Source organism: Streptomyces sp. NPDC051452 (assembly GCF_044454765.1).
In the GTDB taxonomy this organism is placed as follows: Bacteria; Actinomycetota; Actinomycetes; order Streptomycetales; family Streptomycetaceae; genus Streptomyces.
Genome location: NZ_JBITEB010000001.1, coordinates 73597 through 93498, shown reverse-complemented (window position 1 = coordinate 93498; position 19902 = coordinate 73597). Strand labels below are relative to the sequence as shown.

The 19902-nt window shown below is 71.2% G+C and carries 20 protein-coding genes and 1 tRNA gene; 11 read left to right on the top strand and 10 right to left on the bottom strand.

Annotation, left to right across the window (positions count from 1 at the left end):
* Positions 1-17: 17 nt before the first annotated feature.
* On the bottom strand, positions 18-1031 hold the full coding sequence (locus ACIBA9_RS00445) for a LacI family DNA-binding transcriptional regulator (protein ID WP_399359146.1): 1014 nt from the start codon (positions 1029-1031) through the stop codon (positions 18-20).
* 166 nt (positions 1032-1197) lie between these two features.
* Here ACIBA9_RS00445 and ACIBA9_RS00440 point away from each other — a divergent pair, with 166 nt between their 5' ends.
* A complete protein-coding gene (locus tag ACIBA9_RS00440) occupies positions 1198-2358 on the top strand; it encodes a Gfo/Idh/MocA family protein (protein ID WP_399359145.1) in 1161 nt (386 codons plus the stop codon).
* On the opposite strand, the gene ACIBA9_RS00435 is transcribed toward ACIBA9_RS00440, so the two are convergent.
* On the bottom strand, positions 2322-2930 hold the full coding sequence (locus tag ACIBA9_RS00435) for a poly-gamma-glutamate hydrolase family protein (protein WP_393898795.1): 609 nt from the start codon (positions 2928-2930) through the stop codon (positions 2322-2324). The two genes, ACIBA9_RS00440 and ACIBA9_RS00435, sit on opposite strands and share 37 nt — an antisense overlap.
* Positions 2931-2955: 25 nt before the next feature.
* A complete protein-coding gene (locus ACIBA9_RS00430; RefSeq protein ID WP_399359144.1) occupies positions 2956-3987 on the bottom strand; it encodes a LacI family DNA-binding transcriptional regulator in 1032 nt (343 codons plus the stop codon).
* 169 nt (positions 3988-4156) lie between these two features.
* Between ACIBA9_RS00430 and ACIBA9_RS00425 the strand changes: the two genes are divergently transcribed.
* Positions 4157-5161, top strand: coding sequence for a Gfo/Idh/MocA family oxidoreductase (locus ACIBA9_RS00425; protein ID WP_399359143.1), 1005 nt, complete (start codon positions 4157-4159; stop codon positions 5159-5161).
* A 277-nt stretch (positions 5162-5438) separates the two neighbouring features.
* On the opposite strand, the gene ACIBA9_RS00420 is transcribed toward ACIBA9_RS00425, so the two are convergent.
* The 5 genes from ACIBA9_RS00420 to ACIBA9_RS00400 form a co-directional block, all read right to left on the bottom strand.
* Positions 5439-5651, bottom strand: coding sequence for a hypothetical protein (locus ACIBA9_RS00420; protein ID WP_362152023.1), 213 nt, complete (start codon positions 5649-5651; stop codon positions 5439-5441).
* Positions 5652-5788: 137 nt separating this feature from the next.
* Positions 5789-6697, bottom strand: coding sequence for a sugar phosphate isomerase/epimerase family protein (locus tag ACIBA9_RS00415; protein ID WP_399359142.1), 909 nt, complete (start codon positions 6695-6697; stop codon positions 5789-5791).
* A gap of 1 nt (position 6698) precedes the next feature.
* Complete coding sequence (locus ACIBA9_RS00410; protein ID WP_399359141.1) at positions 6699-7610, bottom strand: ATP-binding cassette domain-containing protein; 912 nt, start codon at positions 7608-7610, stop codon at positions 6699-6701.
* Positions 7611-7613: 3 nt separating this feature from the next.
* Positions 7614-8690, bottom strand: a complete 1077-nt coding sequence (locus ACIBA9_RS00405; protein ID WP_399359140.1) for an ABC transporter permease — start codon at positions 8688-8690, stop codon at positions 7614-7616.
* Positions 8690-9709 (bottom strand): sugar ABC transporter substrate-binding protein, encoded by a 1020-nt coding sequence (locus ACIBA9_RS00400; protein ID WP_362152033.1) that lies wholly within the window; start codon positions 9707-9709, stop codon positions 8690-8692. The genes ACIBA9_RS00405 and ACIBA9_RS00400 overlap by 1 nt, the downstream gene beginning before the upstream one ends.
* Before the next feature lie 396 nt (positions 9710-10105).
* On the opposite strand from ACIBA9_RS00400, the gene ACIBA9_RS00395 reads away from it, so the two are divergent.
* The 4 genes from ACIBA9_RS00395 (at position 10106) to ACIBA9_RS00380 (ending at position 14884) form a co-directional block, all read left to right on the top strand.
* Positions 10106-11419: an ABC transporter substrate-binding protein gene (locus ACIBA9_RS00395; RefSeq protein WP_399359139.1), complete on the top strand. Its 1314-nt coding sequence runs from the start codon at positions 10106-10108 to the stop codon at positions 11417-11419.
* A gap of 8 nt (positions 11420-11427) precedes the next feature.
* On the top strand, positions 11428-12408 hold the full coding sequence (locus ACIBA9_RS00390; RefSeq protein WP_399359138.1) for a carbohydrate ABC transporter permease: 981 nt from the start codon (positions 11428-11430) through the stop codon (positions 12406-12408).
* Positions 12405-13295 (top strand): carbohydrate ABC transporter permease, encoded by an 891-nt coding sequence (locus tag ACIBA9_RS00385; RefSeq protein ID WP_399359137.1) that lies wholly within the window; start codon positions 12405-12407, stop codon positions 13293-13295. Before ACIBA9_RS00390 ends, ACIBA9_RS00385 begins: the two co-directional genes overlap by 4 nt.
* Positions 13296-13408: 113 nt before the next feature.
* Positions 13409-14884, top strand: coding sequence for a cellulase family glycosylhydrolase (locus ACIBA9_RS00380; protein ID WP_399359136.1), 1476 nt, complete (start codon positions 13409-13411; stop codon positions 14882-14884).
* 384 nt (positions 14885-15268) lie between these two features.
* Here ACIBA9_RS00380 and ACIBA9_RS00375 read toward each other — a convergent pair whose 3' ends face one another.
* The gene (locus ACIBA9_RS00375; protein WP_399359135.1) at positions 15269-16003 is read right to left on the bottom strand and encodes a TetR/AcrR family transcriptional regulator; all 735 of its coding nucleotides are present in this window, start codon (positions 16001-16003) and stop codon (positions 15269-15271) included.
* 76 nt (positions 16004-16079) lie between these two features.
* Between ACIBA9_RS00375 and ACIBA9_RS00370 the strand changes: the two genes are divergently transcribed.
* Genes ACIBA9_RS00370 through ACIBA9_RS00360 form a run of 3 tightly spaced genes read left to right on the top strand, consistent with a single transcriptional unit; the run spans position 16080 to position 18078 of the window.
* Positions 16080-16772, top strand: coding sequence for an NAD(P)-dependent oxidoreductase (locus tag ACIBA9_RS00370; protein ID WP_399359134.1), 693 nt, complete (start codon positions 16080-16082; stop codon positions 16770-16772).
* Entirely contained in the window at positions 16769-17173 is a 405-nt protein-coding gene (locus ACIBA9_RS00365) for a pyridoxamine 5'-phosphate oxidase family protein (protein ID WP_399359133.1), read from the top strand. Before ACIBA9_RS00370 ends, ACIBA9_RS00365 begins: the two co-directional genes overlap by 4 nt.
* A complete protein-coding gene (locus ACIBA9_RS00360) occupies positions 17170-18078 on the top strand; it encodes a haloalkane dehalogenase (RefSeq protein WP_399359976.1) in 909 nt (302 codons plus the stop codon). The genes ACIBA9_RS00365 and ACIBA9_RS00360 overlap by 4 nt, the downstream gene beginning before the upstream one ends.
* 237 nt (positions 18079-18315) lie before the next feature.
* On the opposite strand, the gene ACIBA9_RS00355 is transcribed toward ACIBA9_RS00360, so the two are convergent.
* A tRNA-Pro gene (locus ACIBA9_RS00355) sits at positions 18316-18389 on the bottom strand.
* Positions 18390-18493: 104 nt separating this feature from the next.
* Here ACIBA9_RS00355 and ACIBA9_RS00350 point away from each other — a divergent pair.
* A complete protein-coding gene (locus tag ACIBA9_RS00350; RefSeq protein WP_399359132.1) occupies positions 18494-19033 on the top strand; it encodes a DUF309 domain-containing protein in 540 nt (179 codons plus the stop codon).
* A gap of 82 nt (positions 19034-19115) precedes the next feature.
* Complete coding sequence (cobF, locus tag ACIBA9_RS00345; protein WP_399359131.1) at positions 19116-19889, top strand: precorrin-6A synthase (deacetylating); 774 nt, start codon at positions 19116-19118, stop codon at positions 19887-19889.
* Positions 19890-19902 lie beyond the last annotated feature (13 nt).

Sequence of the window (19902 nt, the reverse complement as noted above, 5' to 3'; positions counted from 1 at the left end):
ACCCCCTCCGGCACCCCCTACGGAAGCCGGCCCACCGGCACGGGTGGCGGCCCCGTCGTTCCCCGGATCTTCAGCATCGGCACGGCCAGCAGCTCGCGCCCCTCGCCCGCCGTCCGCTCGAAGCGGTCCAGCAGACAGCGGGCGGCGCGCCGGCCCAGCTCGTGCGGGGCGGTGTCGACGGTGGTCAGCCACACGTGCCGCAGCCGCGCGATGCTGGTGTTGTCGTAGCCGACGACCGACACGTCATGCGGCACGCTCAGGCCCAGTTCCCCGGCCGCCGAGAGCGCGCCGACCGAGGCGATGTCGTTGACGGCGAAGAGGGCGGTGGGCCGCTCGGGGCGGCCCAGCAGCCGTACCGTCCCTCGGTAGCCGCCCTCCTCGGTGAGGTCGCCGGGCTCCACCAGGGGTTCGGCGCCGTGCTCCCGCATGGCCGCCTCGAAGCCGCGCCGGCGCAGCGCTCCGACGGCGCCGTGGCCCGCGAGGTGGGCGATCCGGCGGTGGCCGAGGCCGAGCAGGTGTTCCGTGGCGAGGCGGGCCCCGCGCTCGTCGTCCCCGGCGACGACGTCCACGCCGGGCGGCCGGGGCTCGCGGGCGCCCGCCACGACCACCGGTATCCGCCGCGCGAGGGCGTCGAGGCCGTCGGCGTCCGGGACCGTGCCGACCACCACCAGCCCGTCGACGCCGAGGTCCAGGAAGGGCTCGGCGAGGCGGTGGCCGGTCCGCCGGTTCAGGCGGGCGTCGGCGAGAAGCATGTGCAGGCCGGCCGTGTGGAGCACGGAGTCCAGGCCGTCGAGGAGGTCGACGAACCAGGGGTTGCGCAGGTCGTCGAGGAGGACTCCGACCGTGCGCGTGCGCTGTTCGCTCAGGCTGCGGGCGGCGGCGTTGGGCCGGTAGCCCAGTTCGCGCACCGCCCGCAGGACGGCGTCCCGCTTCTCCGCACGGACCGGACCCGAGCCGCGCAGCACCAGGGAGACCAGTGACTTCGACACTCCGGCCCGCTCGGCCACGTCACGGATCGTCGGAGGTCTCATGGGATGGACCGTTCCATGCGGCCGAGCCCGTGTCAAAGGGCGACGTCAAAGGGAACCTTGGCACGGTCGGAGGCGATCGGGCTTGCACGCCGGGCGCTTGACAGGGCCTGCATGTCCGGACATGGTGACCGGGACAGGTGATGGACCGGTCCAAAAAGGGGCTGTCATGGTGGATGAGCTCGGTGTGGCCGTCGTCGGATTCGGCTGGATGGGACGGGTGCACACCCAGGCGTACGCCCGGCTCCCGCACCACTACCCCCGGCTGCCGCTGCGGCCGCGGCTGGTCACGGTCGCCGAGGAGGTGCCGGGGCGGGCCGAGGAGGCCGCCGAGCGGTTCGGGTTCGCCTCCGTCACCCGCGACTGGCGGGAGGTGGCCGCCGACCCGCGCGTGCGGGCCGTCAGCATCACCGCGCCGAACTTCCTGCACCGTGAGATCGGCGTGGCGATGGCCGAGGCCGGCAAGCACATCTGGATCGAGAAACCGGTGGGTCTGACCGCCGAGGACGCGCGGGCGGTCGCGGACGCGGTCGCCGGAGCCGGTGTGCAGGGCGCGGTCGGCTTCAACTACCGCAACGCGCCCGCCGTCGAGGCCGCCCGCGACCTGATCGCCGACGGCGGGATCGGGGCGGTCACGCATGCCCGCGTCCGTCTGTTCAGCGACTACGCGGCCCACCCGGACTCCGCGCTGACCTGGCGGTACGAGCGAAAGCGCGGGGGCAGCGGGGTGCTCGGCGACCTGGCCTCGCACGGCGCCGACCTGGCCCGTTTCCTGCTCGGCGAGATCGTCTCCCTCACCGCCGACACCGCGATCTTCGTGCCGCGACGGGCCCGTCCGGCCGGCGCCACCGCCGGTCACACCCTCGCCTCCGGCGGCGCACCGGGCCCGGTCGAGAACGAGGACTACGTCTCCTGCCTGCTGCGCTTCGCCTCCGGCGCCCGCGGGGTCCTGGAGGCCTGCCGGGTCTCGGTGGGCGAGCAGAACGGCTACGGCTTCGAGGTGCACGGCACGAAGGGCGCGGTGTTCTGGGACTTCCGCCGGATGAACGAGATCGGGGTCAGCCGGGGCACGACGTACCAGGACCAGCCGGTGAGCACGGTGTACGTCGGCCCGGGCGCCGGGGAGTTCGCCGCGTTCCAGCCGGGCGCGGCCAACGCGATGGGCTACGACGATCTGAAGGTCATCGAGGCGTACCGGTTCGTCCGCTCCATCGCCGAGGGCAGTCCGTACGGTGCGACGCCGACGGACGCCGTGCGCGCCGCGGCCGTGCTCGACGCGATGGAGCGGTCCGCTCAGCAGCGCTCCTGGGTGGATGTGGCCGGTGGCTGAGCGAGCCGCGCGACACCTGCGGCGAGGGCGTCGACCACCGGGCGCGGGGGTACGTCGGCCCCGCCGGTGGTGCGGGCCGGCAGCGGCAGTTCCACCTGGACGCCGCCCAGGCGGGCGAGGTTGACCGGGTTGCGGGGGTGCAGGCCGCGCAGGGCGGGCGGGATCTCCGCCAGGTCGGTGACGGCCTGGAACCGGGGCGCGAGGGCGAGCAGTTCCTCGGCGAGGACGGTCGCGGCCTCGCGGTTGCCGCCGCCCAGGAAGAGGGTGTCCCAGGCGTGGGGTCGCATGTGGCCGTGCAGGGAGACGGTCAGCCGGACGCCGTCCAGGAACTCGCGCAGGAGCGCGCTGCGGGCCGCCACCATGCGCGGGGAGGGGATGTGCACGGGCCGACGGGCCCCGGGCTGGGTGAAGACGAGGCTGGTGGCGCCGCAGCGACGGGCCACGAGGGCGGCCAACTCGGCCGTGCCCCCTTCGTTGCTGCCATGCAACGCCAGCAGGCCGACGCCGTCGCCCGGGACGAGCGTGGCCAGCAGCGGTACGCCCTCGATCTCCACGTACTCGGTGCGGCTCATCGGAACTCCTCGCGCCGGGGCGGCGTCATTCGGCCGGCCGCGCGGGCATGTTGTACGGGGTGACGACCTGGATCGCGGACGGCAGCGCCGGTCCGGCCGGGGGCAGCGCGCCGTGGGCGCGCATCACGTGGTGGCAGGCCTCGCGCAGGTCCTGGCGCAGATCGTGGTGGAGGACGGCGGACAGCCGGTGCTCGCGCAGCAGGCGGGTGTTGACGTGGTCGAGGTCGTGGGCGACGAAGACCGCGCAGTCGCGGCCGGCGTCGGCGAAGGCGCGCAGGGTGGCGTCGTTGCCGCCGCCGATGGAGTACACGGCCCGGATCTCCGGGTCGCGGACGAGGGCCGCGCGGACGAGGTCGTACTGCGTGGCGTCCAGACCCTGGCCCTCGGTGATCTCGACCAGGGTCCGCTCGGGGTGCCGGGCCCGCATCACGCTGCGGAACCCCATCTCCCGCTCCTCCTCGTTGCGGAAGAAGCCGCTGCTCAGGCTGGTGAGGACGTTGCCGGGGCGGTCGCCGAGCCACTGACCCATGAGGTAGGCGGCGGTCGCGCCGGCCGCCCGGTCGTCGATGCCGACGTAGGCGAGGCGGCCACTGGCGGGCAGGTCGGTGACGAGGGTGACGACCGGGACACCGGCGGCTCTCAGCCGTCCGACGGCCGCGGTGACCTCGGGAACGTCCGGTGCCTTGAGGATCACGCCCTGCGAGCCACGCCGGGCGATCCGGTCCAGGGTGGCGACCAGTTCGCGGACCGGCCCGGTCTCGCGGAAGTGGAAGCGGCAGCGCACCACCGCGGGGTGCAGGGCGGGCAGTTCCGCCTCCAGCGCGGCGCGTACGGCGGTGGTGAACCGCTCCGGCGCCTGCGCCACGACGTCGGCCATGAAGGTGCGTCCGACCAGCCGGACCTGGGTGCGCTGCCGGTCGAGGTCGGCGATGGCCCGGCGCACCTCCCGGGCGGTGTTCTCGCGCACTCCTCCCCTGGCGTTCAGCACGCGGTCCACGGTGGCCTCGCTCAGGCCCGCCTGTCGGGCGATCTCCCGGATCGGGAACGGATGGCCCATGGGCTCGGCTCCTTGAGGGGTTTTTGATGGTCGCGTGCTGGTTGTTCGAGGGGTTTGTACTGACAAGAATGACAGCACCGCGCCGTTCCCGTGCCGAAAGAAGGACACCGGGCGGACTCGACCGACTTCCCCCGCGACCCGTTCGCTCTCAAGGAGCACTAGGAGCAGTATGCGCATCGGAATTCTCGGCCTCGGCCGCATCGGCGCCTTCCACGCCGAGACCCTGTCCGCCCTGGCCGGCGTGGAGTCGCTCGTCGTCGCCGACCCGTTCGCGGACGCCGCCAAGGCCGCGGCCGAGCGGTTCGGGGCGCAGGTCGCCGACTCGCCGGAGGCGTTGCTGGCGGCCGGGGTGGACGGGCTGGTGATCGCGGCGGCCACCGACGCGCACCCCGAGCTGATCCGGGCCGGTGTGGCGGCGGGCGTGCCGGTGTTCTGCGAGAAGCCGGTGGCCCGCACCATGGCGGAGGGCGTCGCCGTGCTGGAGGCCGTGCGGGGCCGTGGCGTCCCGGTCCAGATCGGCTTCAACCGCCGCTTCGACGCGGGCTTCGCCGCCGCGCGGACGGCGGTACGGTCCGGTGAGCTGGGCAAGCTGCACACGGTCCGCTGCACCACCCTGGACCCGGCGCCCCCGCCGCCCGCCTATGTGGCCGCCTCCGGTGGGATCTTCCGGGACTGCTCGGTGCACGACTTCGACATCCTGCGCTGGGTGACGGGTCGCGAGGTCACCGAGGTGTACGCGGTGGGCGGCAACCGGGGAGCCGCCCACATCGCGGCGACGGGAGACGCCGACACCACCGGCGCGCTGCTCACCCTGGACGACGGCACCCTCGCGGTGGTCTCCAACTCCCGCCACAACGGGCGGGGTTACGACGTGCGGATGGAGTTGCACGGCTTCACGGACTCGGTCGCCGTCGGTCTGGACGACAAGCTGCCGGTGCGCTCGCTGGAGCCCGGCGTGAGCTTCCCGGCCGGTGTGCCGCACGACTTCTTCATGGACCGGTTCGCCGCCGCCTACCGTGCCGAACTCGCCGCGTTCACCGAGGTCGTGGCCGGCGTCCGCCCCTCCCCCTGCACGATCGAGGACGCCCTGGAGGCGGGCTGGATCGCCGAGGCCTGCACCCTGTCCCGGCAGCGGCACCGTCCGGTGACGCTCGCGGAGGTGCGCGGGACCTGACCGCGACAGGCCCGCCACACGGCCCGCCGCCGGACAACCCGCCATCGGGCGTCCGTCGGCGGGCACCGCGTCACCGGGCGTCCGTCAGCGGGCAGTGCGTCGGTGAACGTCCCGTCGGCGGGCGTCCGTCGGCGGGCACTCCTCGTCGAGTGATCCGTCGGCGCGCAGTGCGTCTACGGCGGTGCGGGCGGGCGCTTCGCCCGCGCCTTTCCCCGCGCGGACGGTTCGGGACCGCGCCATGGCCGAGCGGGCTCACGGCGCGGTCCCGTACCGCGGCTCACAGGCAGTAGCGCACCAGCCACTCGTCGGGATTGTAGGAGTCCCGCGCCGGGTCCCGGGGCAGGGCCTGGCGTGTCTCCACCGTGTCCTCGGGCCGCACCCGCTCGGGCAGCGTCCCGAACCGGGTGTGTCGGGCGCTCTCGGCGGCGTCCGGCGCCGGTTCCCCGTCCCTCACGTGCGGTTCGTGCTCGGCGTTCGCCTGTTGTGTCATCTCGGCCTCCCCGGGATCGTCGAACCCGTACCCGCCTTGGACGTCGCCATGGGGATTTCGGTTGCGGGTGCGGGCGCCGCCGGGTGGAGTCGGCGGATTTCCGGTGTGCCGCCGCCCCTTCGAGGCGGCGGCACGCCTCAGGCGCCGCAGGAGCGCAGGAAGCGGCGGGTGCGCACCGCGATCGGCAGGGGCTTGTCCGGCTCGCACGGGTACATGTCCTGCTCGACGATCGCGAACAGCTCGACCCCGAGCCGCTGCGCCGCCTCCAGTACGGGCTCCAACGCCGGTACGCCCAGCGGGGGTTCGCACATCACACCCCGCTGCACCGCGGGCCCGAACGGCACCTCGCCCGCGACCACCTCGGCGAGGATGTCCGGGTCGACCTGCTTGAGGTGCAGGTAGCCGATGCGTTCGCCGTAGGTCTCGATCAGCTTGACGCTGTCACCGCCGCAGTAGGCGTAATGCCCGGTGTCCAGGCAGAGGTTGACCAGTTCGGTGTCGGTGGAGTCGAGGAAGCGTTCGACGTGCCGCTCGGTGTCGAGGTGGGTGTCGGCGTGCGGGTGCACCACGAGGTCGAGGCCGTAGGTGTCCTTGACCTCGTGGCCGAGCCGCTCCATGCCCTTGGTGAGATGGGCCCACTGCTCGGCGGTCAGCTCGGGCGGCTCCAGGATCTCGGCGGTCTTGTCGTCCCGCCAGAAGGACGGGATCACCACCAGGTGCCGCGCACCCATCGCCTGGGTGAGCGCGGCCACCTGGGCGACGTGTTCCCAGGTCTCCCGCCAGACCGCCGGGCCGCGGTGCATACCGGTGAAGACGGTGCCCGCCGACACCTTCAGGTTCCGTCGGGCGACCTCTTCGGCGAGGCGTGCCGGATCGGTGGGGAGGTAGCCGTAGGGGCCGAGTTCGATCCAGTCGTAGCCCGCCTCGGCGACCTCGTCGAGGAAGCGTTCCCAGGGAACCTGCCGCGGGTCGTCGGGGAACCAGACACCCCAGGAGTCGGGGGCGGAGCCGACCCGGATGCGGTCGAGGGAGGCCGGGTGCGTCATGTCAGGTGGTCCCTTCCTCGGCGGCCGTCAGCGGTGCGGTGAGGTCGCCGTCCTCGGGCAGTTCCGCCACGTCGACGCCGCGCACCTGGGCCAGCTCGTGCTTGAGCGCGGCGAGTTCCGTGCCGCCCGCCATGTGGTTGGTCAGCTCTTCCAGGCTCACCTCGCCGCGGTCCGCGCTCAGCTCCAGGGTGCCGAGGCGCAGCACGCTGAAGTGGTCGCCGACCATATAGGCGTGGTGGGGGTTGTGGGTGATGAAGATGACGCCGAGGCCGCGGTCACGGGCGGCGGCGATGTATTTGAGCACCACACCGGACTGCTTGACGCCCAGGGCGGCCGTCGGCTCGTCCAGGATGAGGACGCGGGCGCCGAAGTGGACCGCGCGGGCGATCGCCACGCATTGGCGCTGGCCGCCGGAGAGGGTGCCGATGGGCTGTTCCAGGTCGTCCAGGAGGATGCCCATGTCGCGCAACTCCTGGTCGGCGGTCTTCTTCATACGGGCGATGTCGAGGCGACGCAGGGGCCAGGGGCCCCGGGTCAGCTCGGAGCCGAGGAAGAAGTTGCGCCACACGGGCATGAGCGGGACGGTGGCCAGGTCCTGGTAGACCGTGGCGATGCCCCGGCCGAGGGCATCGCGGGGGCTGGCGAAACGCACCGGCAGCCCGTCCACCAGGAACTCGCCCTCGCTGTGGTGGTGCAGCCCGGAGATGATCTTGATGAGGGTGGATTTGCCGGCGCCGTTGTCGCCGAGCACACAGGTCACCCGGCCGGCGTGGACCGTGAGGTCGACGCCGTGCAGGGCACGGATGTTGCCGTAGGACTTGCCGGCGCCGCGCAGTTCGACCAGGGGGCCGTCCGCCGGGGAGGGGGTGTCCCGCAGAATGGCGCCGTGCGCTGGGGTTCCGTTGTCAGTCATCGGTCACCTCCGGGTCGCCGTGCGCTGGACCCATAGATTGATCAGGACGGCACCGAGCAGCATCACGCCGAGGAATGCCTTGAACCAGTCGGGGTTCCAGCCGGCGTAGACGATGCCCTGCTGCACCATGCCGAACATGAAGGCGCCGAAGACCGGGCCGATCGCGGAGCCGTAGCCACCGGTGAGCAGACAGCCGCCGATGACGGCCGCGGCGATGTAGATCAGCTCCTGGCCGACGCCCTCGCCCGACTGCACGGTGTTGAACGAGAACAGGTTGTGCATGCCGACGAACCAGGCACCGAAGCCGACCAGCATGAACAGCGAGATCTTGGTGAAGGCGACCGGGACGCCGACGGCCCGGGCGCTGTCCTTGTTGCCGCCGACGGCGAAGATCCAGTTGCCGTACTTGGTGCGCAGCAGCACCCAGGTGGCCAGGGCCGCGAAGACCAGCCACCAGACCACGGTGATCTTCACCTGGACCCCGCCGACGTCGAACGACGAGGCGAAGACCTTCCTTGCCTGGTCGAAGCCGTCCATGTCGCTGATGTCGTCGGTGGCGACGTTGCCGGTGACCGACTTGGTCACGGCGAGGTTGACGCCCTGCAGGATCAGGAACGTGCCGAGGGTGACCAGGAAGCTGGGCAGTCCGGTCTTGACCACCATCCAGCCGTTGAAGGCGCCGATCGCGAGGGAGGCGATCAGGGCGACGATGACGCCGGACCACACGTTCAGGGTCAGCTGGTAGCTGAGCATGCTCGCGGTGAGCGCCGAGGTGATCACGGCGACACCGGCGGACAGGTCGAACTCGCCGCCGATCATCAGCAGGGCGACCGGCAGCGCCATGATCCCGATGGTGGACGACTGGTAGAGGATCGTGGCCATCGAACTGCCCTGGCGGACCGAGGGCGCGACGATCAGGAAGAAGACCAGGACGGCGGCGGCGCCGAGGAAGACGCCCACCTCGGGCCGGGCCAGCAGCCGCAGCGCCGGCGAGCGATGGGCGGTGCGCCCGTCGGTGGCCTTCGGGCCGGACCCCGGCGGCTTGCCCACCGCTGGCTCTGCCTGCTGGGGCATGCTCATCACCGGGTGCCCTTCGCGGCGTACTCGGCGACCTTGTCGACGTTGGACTTGTCGACGAAGGCCGGACCGGTGAGCACCGGCTGCTCGCCGCCGCCGCTGTAGTTGCCGTTGTTCTTGTAGAGCCAGAGGGAGTCGACCGCCAGATAGCCCTGGAGGTAGGGCTGCTGGTCGACGGCGAACTCGATGCCGCCGTTCTGGACGCCCTTGACCAGTTCCTTGTTGAGGTCGAAGGTGGCCACCTTGGCCTTGCTGCCCGCGTCGGCCACGGACTGGACCGCGGTGAGGGCGAACGGGGCGCCGAGGGTGACGACGGTGTCGATGGAGCTGTCCTGCTTCAGCTTGGCCGTGATCGTCGACCTCACGGACGGCATGTCGGTGCCGTTGACGTACAGCGTCTGCGTGTCGCCCTTGAACGTCTTCCTCACCCCGTCGCAGCGCTGGGTCAGTCCCACGTTGCCCTGCTCCTGGATCACACAGGCGATCCTCTTGGCGCCGGTGGTGTTCAGCTTCTTGCCAAGGGCCTCGCCCGCGACGTTCTCGTCCTGCCCGAAGAACTCCAGCAGACCGAGGTTCTTCCAGTCGCTCAGGCCCGAGTTGAGGCCGACGACCGGGATGCCGGCCCCTTCCGCCTTCGCGAGCACGTTCTTCATGGCGTCCGGCTTGGCCAGGGTGACCGCGATGCCGTCGACCTTCTGGTCGATCGCGTTCTGCACCAGGTTGGCCTGGTTGCCGGCGTTCGGGTCGGCCGAGTAGACGAGCTTGACGTTGTCCTTGGCCGCGGCGGCCTCGGCGCCCTTGCGGACGGTGTCCCAGAAGGTGTCGCCGGGTGCCTGGTGGGTGATCAGGGCGACCGTCATCCGGGGGGTGTCCGCCTTGCCGGCCGCGGCGTTCGCCGCGGCCTCCTCGGCCTTCTTGCCGCCATGGCTGCTCGCGCAGCCCGTGAGGGTCAGGGCCGCCGCGGCGGCCGCGGCCACCCACGGCGCCGGCCTGCGGGAGCGCGAGCGAGAAGAGCGGTCCATCTTTCCTTGCACCTCACTGTGCGACGGGGGAGGAACGCTGTTGCGTTGGGACGGGATCCAAGTCCGTGACGGGCCCACTGTCAATACTTTGTTAAGACATCATTTCACTCAAAGGTCCGAATGTAAGCACAAATCCGAGGTGCTCCTCGCGCGCACACCCCGTCTGCCCAGTACACCGCAGCCGACGCCGGACGGCACCGGCGTCGGCACCGACCCTGGTGACGATTACGTTTCGGGCAAGAGCCCACGGGGTGCTACGCGCCTATTGACGGGTGCGCGGGCGGCGGGCTGTCATTACGCCCATCATGTTCGGTCGAGTTGGTTTCTGAGCGGTTTCGATGACCTTGCCCTGATCAGCTCATCCCCTGGCCGAACCCTGATTCCTCAGGAGCCGCCATGCGCCCCTCCCCGTCCGGTCGGTCCGCCCTCGCTCCCAGCCGCCGTTCACTGCTGCGCACGGCGGGCGGCGCCGCCCTGCTCGCCGGTGCCGGGACACCCCTGTTGACCGCCTGCGGCGGCAGCGGTTCCTCGGCCGACCCCAAGACCGTCACCCTCGGCTCCAACGCCTCGGACGCGGTACCGAAGAAGGCCTTCGAGAGCGTCTACGCGGCCTTCGGCAAGCGGTCCGGCATCCGCGTCGCCGTCAACACCAAGGACCACAACACCTTCCAGGAGCAGATCAACTCGTATCTGCAGGGCACACCGGACGACGTGTTCAACTGGTTCGCCGGCTACCGCATGCAGTTCTTCGCGGCGAAGAAGCTGGCCACACCGCTCGACGACGTATGGACCGGGATCGGGGACGCCTTCCCCGAGGCGATGAGGAAACTCAGCAAGGGCGAGGACGGCAAGTACTACTTCGTGCCGATGACGACGTACCCCTGGGCGGTCTTCTACCGCAGGAGCGTCTTCCGGCAGTACGGCTACGAAGTACCCACCACCTGGGACGACTTCGTGGCGCTGCTGAAGCGGATGAAGAAGGACGGCCTGGTCCCGCTCGCCTTCGGCGACAAGGACGCCTGGCCGGCGATGGGCACCTTCGACCAGATCGACTTCCGCCTCAACGGCTACGACTTCCACGTCGGGCTGATGGCGGGCAAGGCCTCCTGGACCGACGCCCGGGTGAAGGCCGTCTTCGACCACTGGGCCGAGATCCTCCCCTACCACCAGGACGGATTCATGGGCCGTACCTGGGAGGACGCGGCACAGACACTGGTGGCGAAGAAGGCGGGCCTGTACCTCCTCGGCTCCTTCGTGGCCCAGCAGTTCACCGACAAGGCCGACCTGGACGACCTGGACTTCTTCGCCTTCCCTCAGATCGACCCGGCGCACGGCCAGGAGACGGTCGAGGCGCCGACCGACGGCTTCATGATGAGCAGGTCACCGAAGAACCACGCGGGTGCCGTGAAGCTGCTGGAGTACCTCGGCAGCCCGGCGGCCGAGGCGCTCTACCTCAGAACCGACCCGAGCGTGGTCGCCGCCTCGAACAAGGCCGACACCTCCGCCTACTCGCCCCTGCAGAAGAAGGCGTTCGAGATGATCGGCGCCGCCAAGAACCTCACCCAGTTCATGGACCGCGACAGTCGCCCCGACTTCACCTCCACCGTGATGCAGCCCGGACTGCAGAAGTTCCTCCAGAACCCAAAGGGTGTGGACGGCCTGCTGTCGTCGATCGAACGCCAGAAGAAGACCATCTTCGCGTCCTCGTGAGCGGCGCCGTGACCACCGACACGACGACCAAGAGCCCGGGGCCGGCCGCCACGCCGCCCCCGGGCGCCGCGCCCCGGAAGAGGCGGGTCACACAGGGCCACCGCCGGCTGCTGACCCGTCGCGACCGCCTCACGCTCGCCGTGATGGCGGGTCTGCCCACCCTCCTGCACGTGGCCCTGGTCTGGGTCACCGCCATTGCCTCGGTCCTACTCGCCTTCACCACCTGGGACGGCATCGGCTTCGACTCGATCCGTTGGGTGGGCCTGGACAACTTCCGCCAACTCTTCGCCGACAACCCGCAGTTCTGGCCCGCCGTCCAGCACAACATCATCTGGTTCGTCGTACTGATCCTCGTCCCGACGCCCTTCGGCCTGTTCCTGGCCTTGCAGCTGGACAAGCGGATCCGGCTCAGCCGGGTCTACCAGACCGCGTTCTTCCTGCCGGTCGTCATCTCGATGGCCTGCATCGGATTCGTCTGGCAGCTCGTCTACAACCCGGACACGGGCCTGATCAACAGCATCCTCGGCGCCAACAGGCCGGGGCACTACATCGACTGGATCGGCGATCCCGACCTGAACCTGTGGGCCGTCCTCGTCGCCGCGTCCTGGCGGCACACCGGCTACATGATGATCCTGTACCTGGCCGGCCTGAAGAGCGTCGACCCCTCGCTGCGGGAGGCGTCCGCGCTGGACGGCGCCGACGAGTGGCAGTCGTTCAGACACGTCGTCTTCCCCACCCTGCGGCCGACCAACACGGTCGTCCTCGTCGTCACCGTCATCGAGGCACTGCGCGCCTTCGACCTGGTCTTCGTCTTCAACAAGGGCGCCCAGGGCACCGAGTTGCTGTCGATCCTGGTCACCGACAACATCATCGGCGAGTCCAGCCGCATCGGTTACGGCTCCGCCATCGCCGTCGTCCTGCTGGTGATCTCCCTCGCCGTGATCATCCCGTATCTGATCGCGGCCTTCCGGAAGGAGCGGCGCGCATGAGCGGCACCACCACCGCCCCGCCGAAGCGGCGCGCCCCGGTCCGCCCCGCGCGCGTCCTGCTGCACGTCTTCCTCTCCGGCACCGCCCTGGCCTGGCTCGCGCCGCTGCTGTGGGCGGTCTTCTCCGCCCTGCGCCCGTACGGCGAGACGAGCGACAAGGGCTACGTCTCCTGGCCGGACACGCTGAACCTGGACAACTTCACGCATGCGTTCCAGCAGTCGGACATGGCGCACTACTTCGGCAACACGCTGATCATCGCGGTCCCCGCCGTACTCCTCACCCTCTTCCTGTCGTCGATGGTGGCCTTCTACGTCAGCCGCTTCGACTTCCGCCTCAACCTCGCCCTGCTGCTGGTGTTCACGGCCGGCAACCTGCTGCCGCAGCAGGTCGTCATCACGCCGCTGTACCGGCTGTACCTGCTCACCGACCTGCCGGGCGTCACGGCGAGCGGCAAGCTGTACGACTCCGCGCTCGGCCTGGTCCTCATCCACGTCGCGTTCCAGTCGGGATTCTGCGCGTTCGTGCTGAGCAACTACATGCGCTCGCTGCCGCACGAGCTGACCGAGGCGGCACTGGTCGACGGCGCCTCGGTGTGGCGGGTGTACTGGCAGATCACCCTGCCGCTGTGCAAGCCGGCGATGGCGGCCCTCGCCACCCTGCTGTCGATCTGGATCTACAACGACTTCTTCTGGGCGCTGGTGCTGATCTCGACCGGCGAGAACATGCCGATCACCTCGGCGCTGAACAACCTCTCCGGCCAGTACTTCACCGACCCCAATCTGGTCGCCGCGGGCTCCCTGCTGACGGCGATCCCGACCCTGGTCGTCTACTTCGTGCTCCAGCGTCAGTTCGTCAGCGGGCTGACCCTGGGCTCCGCCAAGGGCTGAGCACCAAGTCCGTTCTGTCGCCCGGCAGTTGACCGGCGCATGGCCCTTGCGGTGTCGTCCCACCCCTGGTGGGATGCGCGGCAGCACGAACGACGTCGGCCCGGAGGTGTCCTGTGCTGCGAGCGATCCTGACGGCGGGCGCGGTCATCGCCGCGCTCCTCGCCCCGGACACCGCCCACGCCGCGGAGTCCGGGCAGGGCATACCCCGGCTGACCGACGGGCACGGGCGGGTGCTCACCCTGCGCGGCTGGAACATCGAGGACAAGACGCACCGGGGTGCGGCGGCGCTGTCCGAGATCACCGAGCGCCACTTCCGCGACCTGCGGGCCCAGGGCTTCGACTTCGCCCGGCTCCTGGTCTTCTGGGACGACCTGGAGCCCCGGCCGGGACACTACAGCCAGGCCTACCTGGGCAAGATCGAGCGGATCCTGGACTGGGCCGAGCGCTACGGCGTCAAGGTCCTGATCGACGCCCACCAGGACGTCTTCGGGCCCGCCTTCGGCCACCGCGGCATACCCGCGTGGGCGACCAGGACCGACGGACTGCCGTTCACCGCGCACCCGGACGACTGGTTCGCCGAGTACTTCGAGCCCGCCGTGGAGCGCGCCTTCACCCACCTCTACGACGACCCGGACCTGCGCCGCGCCCAGGTCCGGATGTGGCGGACGCTGGCCGCCCGCTTCGCCCACCACCCGGCCGTGTTCGGCTACGACCTGATCAACGAGCCCATGGGCGAGCCGCGCCCCGGCGAGGACCGGGCGACGGCCGCCCGGCGGATCGAACGCGATCAGCTGACGCCGATGTACAACCGCCTGGCGGACGCGGTCCGTTCGGCCGACCGGGACGCCTGGGTGTTCGTCGAGCCGACGCCGGTCGTGGGCGAGGGCGTACCGACCGGCCTCGGGCGCGTCCACGGCCCCCGGATCGTGTACGCGCCGCATTTCTACGACACCGCCATGGAGGCGGGCGCGGACTACGATCCCGGGGCCGGCTGGATCGAGGCGTACGAGCGGGCCGTCACCGAGTACCCGAGGCGGTACGGGGTCCCGGTGGTGGTCGGTGAGTGGGGGCCGCCCGACAGCACGCTGCCCCACATGGGCCGCTTCTACCGTGACGCGATGGCCTCGCTCGGCCGCTACGCCTCCGGCTGGGCGGGGTATGTGTGGTGCTACGGCGGTGGATACTGCGCGGTCGACGACACCGGCGCATTCCGGCCGCACAAGGAGCTGACCGCCGAGCCCTACGCCGAGCGCGTCGCGGGCACGCTCCGCTCCGCCGGGTTCGACGCGGATCGGGGCGTGTACCGGCTTCGGTTCCGCTCGGCGCCGCACCACCGGTCGGTGAGCGTGCTCTCCCTGCCGGCCGGCACCTGGCACGTCACGGCCCGGGGCGGCGCGACGGTGGTCCGCGAGTGCGCCGGCCGGGCACTGCTGCGGGCCGCACCGGACCGCACGGTGACCGTCACCGTCACCCGGGTCCGACCCGACCGGCCGGGGAGCCGCCCCTCGTCGGCGGCTGACCGCGAGGGCCGCTCCCCGTCAGCACGGGGTGCGGTCGCGGTGCGGCGAGCGGGCCCAGGGCCTCGGTGAGCCGGAGGACGGCGGCCGCGGCGCCCCTCCAGAGAGCCCAGCGCGGTCAGCAGCCACTGTCTGCGGTGGCCGGGCAACGGCTCGCCAAGCGCCCAGCGCAACAGGGGAAGGGCCTCCCCGACCCGACCCTCCCGGACGGCTCCCGGCCAGGACCCGGACGATTGCCTCGGATTCGTTGTCGACCGCACCGGAGCAGCGGTGCGACGCGACTGGGACCGCGTGCTGTACGGCCCCGGGCACCCGTGCCGGCGTGGCCCGACACCCTGGGCATCGCGCCTGCCCAGCCCGAACTCGCCGATGCGGACTCCAACGGAAGACCGTACCCGCCGGGCGGGGCCAACTCGCCGGATCTGCTCTGAACGAGGGCGGCAACCAGCCCCTGGCTCAGTACTTCTCTGCCCCTGCTTTCCTGTCGACCTGTTGCTTCTCGGCGGTGACATGGCTGTTACGGCCTGTGAAGCCGCCCTGGCGGACGGCGCCTCCGCCCGAGGTCGGCGAGCCCCGACGGCCGGCTGTGGTGGGCGCCGCGGCGCGTAGCCTCGGGGCCAGTACCGCGCGCAGCGCCGGGGTCAGGCTGTGACGGATCTCGGACGGCGTGAGGGCGGCGGGGGTGGGGAGGGGGTTGAGGTAGCGGGTGTAGATGAGGCCGCCGAGGATCGTCACTACGGCCGTGGCGCGGGCGGTAGCGTCCCGGCCGCCGAGAAATTCAACGAGCCGGGCCAGCAGCTCGCGTTCCAGGTATTCGCGGATCACCTCGGCGGCTTCGTCGCCCTGGATGGTGAGCCGCTGGAAGCCGGCGTCCTCCCACAGGTCGGTCACCGCGTCGATCAGGCGGTCGGGGAGGGTGGCCGGATCGCCGCCGAGGACGTCGTCCACCGCCAACGCATTGGCGCACTGGAACTGCATCACGTCCGCGAACAGGCCCTTTTTCGAGCCGAAGTGGTACGCGATCAGCGCCGGGTCGACTCCGACGGCCCCCGCCACCGCGCGCAGGGTGGTGCTCCGGTAGCCGTGCTCCAGGAACAGTGAACGGGCCGCCGAGACGATCGACTCACGGGTCGGCGGGTTGCCGCGAGGGCGGCCTCGGGTGCGGGCGGGGGCAGGGACGGCGTTATTCATCAGCGTTGAGCCTGCGTTGAGCGAGCAGCACAGTCAAGGGCGTTCCCGCCACCACACGAAGGGATGACCCGACACCATGCGTATCGCAGTCTTCGGCGCCAACGGACCGACCGGCCGCCGCCTCACCGAGCAGGCCCTGGCCGCCGGCCACGAGGTCGTCGCCGTGACCCGCAGACCCGGCTCCCTGTCCGCGCGGCCCGGCCTTGCCGTGGCCGTCGCCGACGCCACCGACCCGGCGGCTGTCGACGCCGCGATCGACGGCACGGACGCCGTCCTCTCCGCGCTGGGCGCGCGCTTCAGCAAGGGGACCATCACCACGTACTCCGTGAGCGCCACCGTCATCACCGGGGCCATGGCCCGCCACGGCATCAAGCGGCTGCTCGCCGTCAGCTCCAGCATCGCCGACCCGAACTGGCGCCCTACCGGCGCGCATTTCTTCAACCATGTGCTCGACCCGCTGGTGAACCGACGTCTCGGCCGTACCCTCCACGAGGACATGCGCCGTATGGAGGCCGTGATCCGTCAGACGGGCCTCGACTGGACCTTCGTCCGGCCTTCGGGCCTGTTCGAGCACCCCGTCGTCACGGACTACCACACTGCCGAGACCAGCGCCGACGGCGTCTTCACCGCCCGTGCCGACCTCGCCGCGAGCATGCTGCGCGAAATGACGGAGCGGCGGTACGTCCGTACGGCCATGGGCGTCATCACCACGGCCGTGAAGCCGAACATCGCCAAGCTGATCTGGAACGAGGGCGTGAAGAAGAAGTGAGCCGCCCCACCTTCCAACTTTCGTCCGTCGCACGAGCGTTCCTCACTCTCCCGCACACGGCCACCCTCACCACCCTCCGTCCCGACGGCACTCCGCACGTCACCCCCGTCCGCTTCACCTTCGACGCGACCACCGGCCTGGTCCGGGTGACCACCCGGGCGGGGGCCCGCAAGGCCCGGAACGTGAAGGCGGCCGGCCCGGCGGCCCGTGTAGCGCTCTGTCAGGCGGACGGCTTCCGCTGGATCACACTCGAAGGCCGGGCCGCCGTCACCGATGCCCCCGCTCACCTGGCCGAGGCGGTCCGCCGCTATACCGTCCGCTACCGCGCGGACCCGCCCACCCCCCTGGACCTGGTCGTCGTCGAGATCGCCGTCGACCGCGTCCTGAACCTCAACCTCTGAATGCCCCGTATCGAAAGCGAAGTGACACCGCCATGCCCACCCTCCCCGTCCTCGATTCCACCCTCTATTACCGCGAGTCCGGCGACCCCGACGGGCTGCCCTTCGTCTTCCTTCACGGCAACCCCACCTCCTCCCACCTGTGGCGGAACGTCCTGCCGGGGGTGGCCGCGCCCGGCCGCCGCCTTCTGGCCCCCGACCTCATCGGCATGGGTGAGTCCGGCAAGCCCGACCTCGCCTACTCCTTCGACGACCACGCCCGCTACCTCGACGCGTGGTTCGACACCCTCGGCCTTACCGACGCCGTCCTCGTCGGCCATGACTGGGGCGGCGCGCTCGCTTTCGACCGCGCCGCCCGCCTCCCGGGCACCGTCCGCGGCCTCGCCTTCACGGAGACCATCATCAAGCCGCTGGTCGGCGACGAATTCCCCGAAGCCGGGCGGAAGTTGTTCGCTCTCCTACGCACCCCGGGGGTAGGCGAGGAGATGATCCTGGAGAAGTCGCTGTTCATCGAGGGGCTCCCGGACACACTCGCCACCCCGCTCGACCCTGCCGACCTGGAGGTCTACCGCCACCCCTTCCCGACCCCGCACAGCCGCCGCCCGGTACTGGCGTGGACGCGCATGATGCCGCTGGACGCCGAGCCCGCCGACGTCGTGGGCCGCATCGAGCGGTACGACGCCTGGCTGGCCGCCAGCCCCGAAGTCCCCAAACTGCTCGCCGCGTTCGAGCCGGGACCGGGCTCGATGACCGACCAGGGGACCGTGGCCTGGTGCGAGGAGAACATCGCGTGCCTGGAGGTCTCCCGCCACGGCCTGGCCGGCCACCACTCCCCGGAGGACCGCCCCGAGGAGCTGGCCTCGGCGATCAACGACTGGGCAGACCGTCACGGGCTGGCACGCCCGTAGGCATCCTGGATCACGGCGGTGCCGATCCGCGCCCCTCGACCCCATCCCGGACCTGTGCGAACTACGCGCCGGCGTCGTCCTCCACCAGTTCGAAGCCTCCACGCAGCGCACCTTGACCGCGTCAAGGTGCGCTACAGCCCCTTCAAAATGCACTGGTCCTCAAGCGGTCCCCAAGAATGATCAAGGGGCCGCTTCAGATCTCCTCTGAAGCGGCCCCTGACCTGCGACTTCGAAAAGTCGGGACGACAGGATTTGAACCTGCGACCCCTTGACCCCCAGTCAAGTGCGCTACCAAGCTGCGCCACGTCCCGATGCGCTCACTCACGGTGACCCGCGTGATCGCGCGAACAGCACTTTACCCCACCCGCGGGGGTGCGCCGAAAGCACCCGGGCGGCGCGGGGGACAATCGGCCGTATGACGATCGCAGGCGCGGGCGACGGCCGGGGCGGGGACACCGACGGCCGGGACCGGGACGTGGACGGACGGGCCCGCAGTACGCGCCCCCGGGACGGGCTCGGCCGGCCGCTGCCCCACGGCGTCGAGGGCGTCCCGCGGCAGCCCGAGGGTGTCGTACGGACGCCCTCGGAGACGGTCGCCGAGGCGCAGGCGCTGCTGGACGCCGGGAAGCCGTTCCACGCGCACGAGGTGTTCGAGGACGCCTGGAAGTCGGGCCCCGAGGACGAGCGCGCGCTGTGGCGGGGGCTGGCCCAGCTGGCGGTGGGACTCACACATGCGGCGCGGGGCAACGCGGTCGGCGGTGCCCGGCTGCTGCGGCGGGGAGCGGGCGGGGTCGAGGAGTGGGCGGCCCGGCGGGGCGCGGACCGGCCCCACGGGATGGATCTGCCCGGGCTGGCCGGCTGGGCACGCGAGCTGGCCGGGCGCGTGGATCGGGGGGCGGGTCCGGTGGACGCGCGCGCCGAGGCACCCCGGCTGACAGGGCACGCGTCCGGATGACGCCCGCCGGGGCGCGCCCGCGGCCGGCGGGAGATGCGGAGCCGGTCGCCGGGCCGCCGGGGGCGTGCGGCAGACTCGGGGCGTGCGAAAGATTCATGTCATCGGTATCGGTGCGGGCGACCCCGACCAGCTGACCCTCCAGGCGGTCCGGGCGCTGCGGAACACGGACGTGTTCTTCCTGCTCGACAAGGGTGAGGTGAAGAGCGATCTGACCGGGCTGCGCCGGGACATCCTGGACGCGCATCTGCCCGAGGGTTCCTATCGGGTGGTGGAGGCCCGGGACCCCGAACGCGACCGGCGGACGAGCGGGGCGGCGTACCCCTCGGCCGTCGAGGACTGGCGCAGCGCGCGCGCCGGGATCTACGAGCGGCTGATCGGCGAGGAGCTGGGCGAGGACGGCACCGGCGCCTTCCTGGTGTGGGGGGACCCGGCGCTCTACGACAGCACGCTCGGCATCCTCCAGGAGATCCTGGAGCGCGGCACGGTGGTGTTCGACTACGACGTGGTGCCCGGCATCAGCAGCGTCTCCGCGCTGGCCGCACGGCACCGCACGGGCCTGAACCGGGTGGCGCGCCCGGTGCAGATCACCACGGGCCGGCGGCTGGCCGAGGGCTTCCCGGACGGAGTGGAGGACGTGGTCGTGATGCTGGACGCCCAGCAGACGTTCACGCGCTACGCGGACCAGGACATCGACATCTACTGGGGGGCGTATATCGGCACCCCGGACGAGATCCTGGACTCCGGTCCGATCGCCGAGGCGGCACCGCGCATCGAGCGGCTTCGGGAGGAGGCGCGCGAACGCAAGGGCTGGATCATGGACACGTATCTGTTGCGCAGGAACCCCGGCGGAAGCTGAGGTCCGCGGTGGC

Excerpts from the sequence above, each read along its gene's own strand:
- ACIBA9_RS00445 (WP_399359146.1), bottom strand. The coding sequence starts at position 1,031 with ATGAGACCTCCGACGATCCGTGACGTGGCCGAGCGGGCCGGAGTGTCG.
- ACIBA9_RS00440 (WP_399359145.1), top strand. The coding sequence starts at position 1,198 with ATGGTGGATGAGCTCGGTGTGGCCGTCGTCGGATTCGGCTGGATGGGA.
- ACIBA9_RS00435 (WP_393898795.1), bottom strand. The coding sequence starts at position 2,930 with ATGAGCCGCACCGAGTACGTGGAGATCGAGGGCGTACCGCTGCTGGCC.
- ACIBA9_RS00430 (WP_399359144.1), bottom strand. The coding sequence starts at position 3,987 with ATGGGCCATCCGTTCCCGATCCGGGAGATCGCCCGACAGGCGGGCCTG.
- ACIBA9_RS00425 (WP_399359143.1), top strand. The coding sequence starts at position 4,157 with ATGCGCATCGGAATTCTCGGCCTCGGCCGCATCGGCGCCTTCCACGCC.
- ACIBA9_RS00420 (WP_362152023.1), bottom strand. The coding sequence starts at position 5,651 with ATGACACAACAGGCGAACGCCGAGCACGAACCGCACGTGAGGGACGGG.
- ACIBA9_RS00415 (WP_399359142.1), bottom strand. The coding sequence starts at position 6,697 with ATGACGCACCCGGCCTCCCTCGACCGCATCCGGGTCGGCTCCGCCCCC.
- ACIBA9_RS00410 (WP_399359141.1), bottom strand. The coding sequence starts at position 7,610 with ATGACTGACAACGGAACCCCAGCGCACGGCGCCATTCTGCGGGACACC.
- ACIBA9_RS00405 (WP_399359140.1), bottom strand. The coding sequence starts at position 8,690 with ATGAGCATGCCCCAGCAGGCAGAGCCAGCGGTGGGCAAGCCGCCGGGG.
- ACIBA9_RS00400 (WP_362152033.1), bottom strand. The coding sequence starts at position 9,709 with ATGGACCGCTCTTCTCGCTCGCGCTCCCGCAGGCCGGCGCCGTGGGTG.
- ACIBA9_RS00395 (WP_399359139.1), top strand. The coding sequence starts at position 10,106 with ATGCGCCCCTCCCCGTCCGGTCGGTCCGCCCTCGCTCCCAGCCGCCGT.
- ACIBA9_RS00385 (WP_399359137.1), top strand. The coding sequence starts at position 12,405 with ATGAGCGGCACCACCACCGCCCCGCCGAAGCGGCGCGCCCCGGTCCGC.
- ACIBA9_RS00375 (WP_399359135.1), bottom strand. The coding sequence starts at position 16,003 with ATGAATAACGCCGTCCCTGCCCCCGCCCGCACCCGAGGCCGCCCTCGC.
- ACIBA9_RS00370 (WP_399359134.1), top strand. The coding sequence starts at position 16,080 with ATGCGTATCGCAGTCTTCGGCGCCAACGGACCGACCGGCCGCCGCCTC.
- ACIBA9_RS00350 (WP_399359132.1), top strand. The coding sequence starts at position 18,494 with ATGACGATCGCAGGCGCGGGCGACGGCCGGGGCGGGGACACCGACGGC.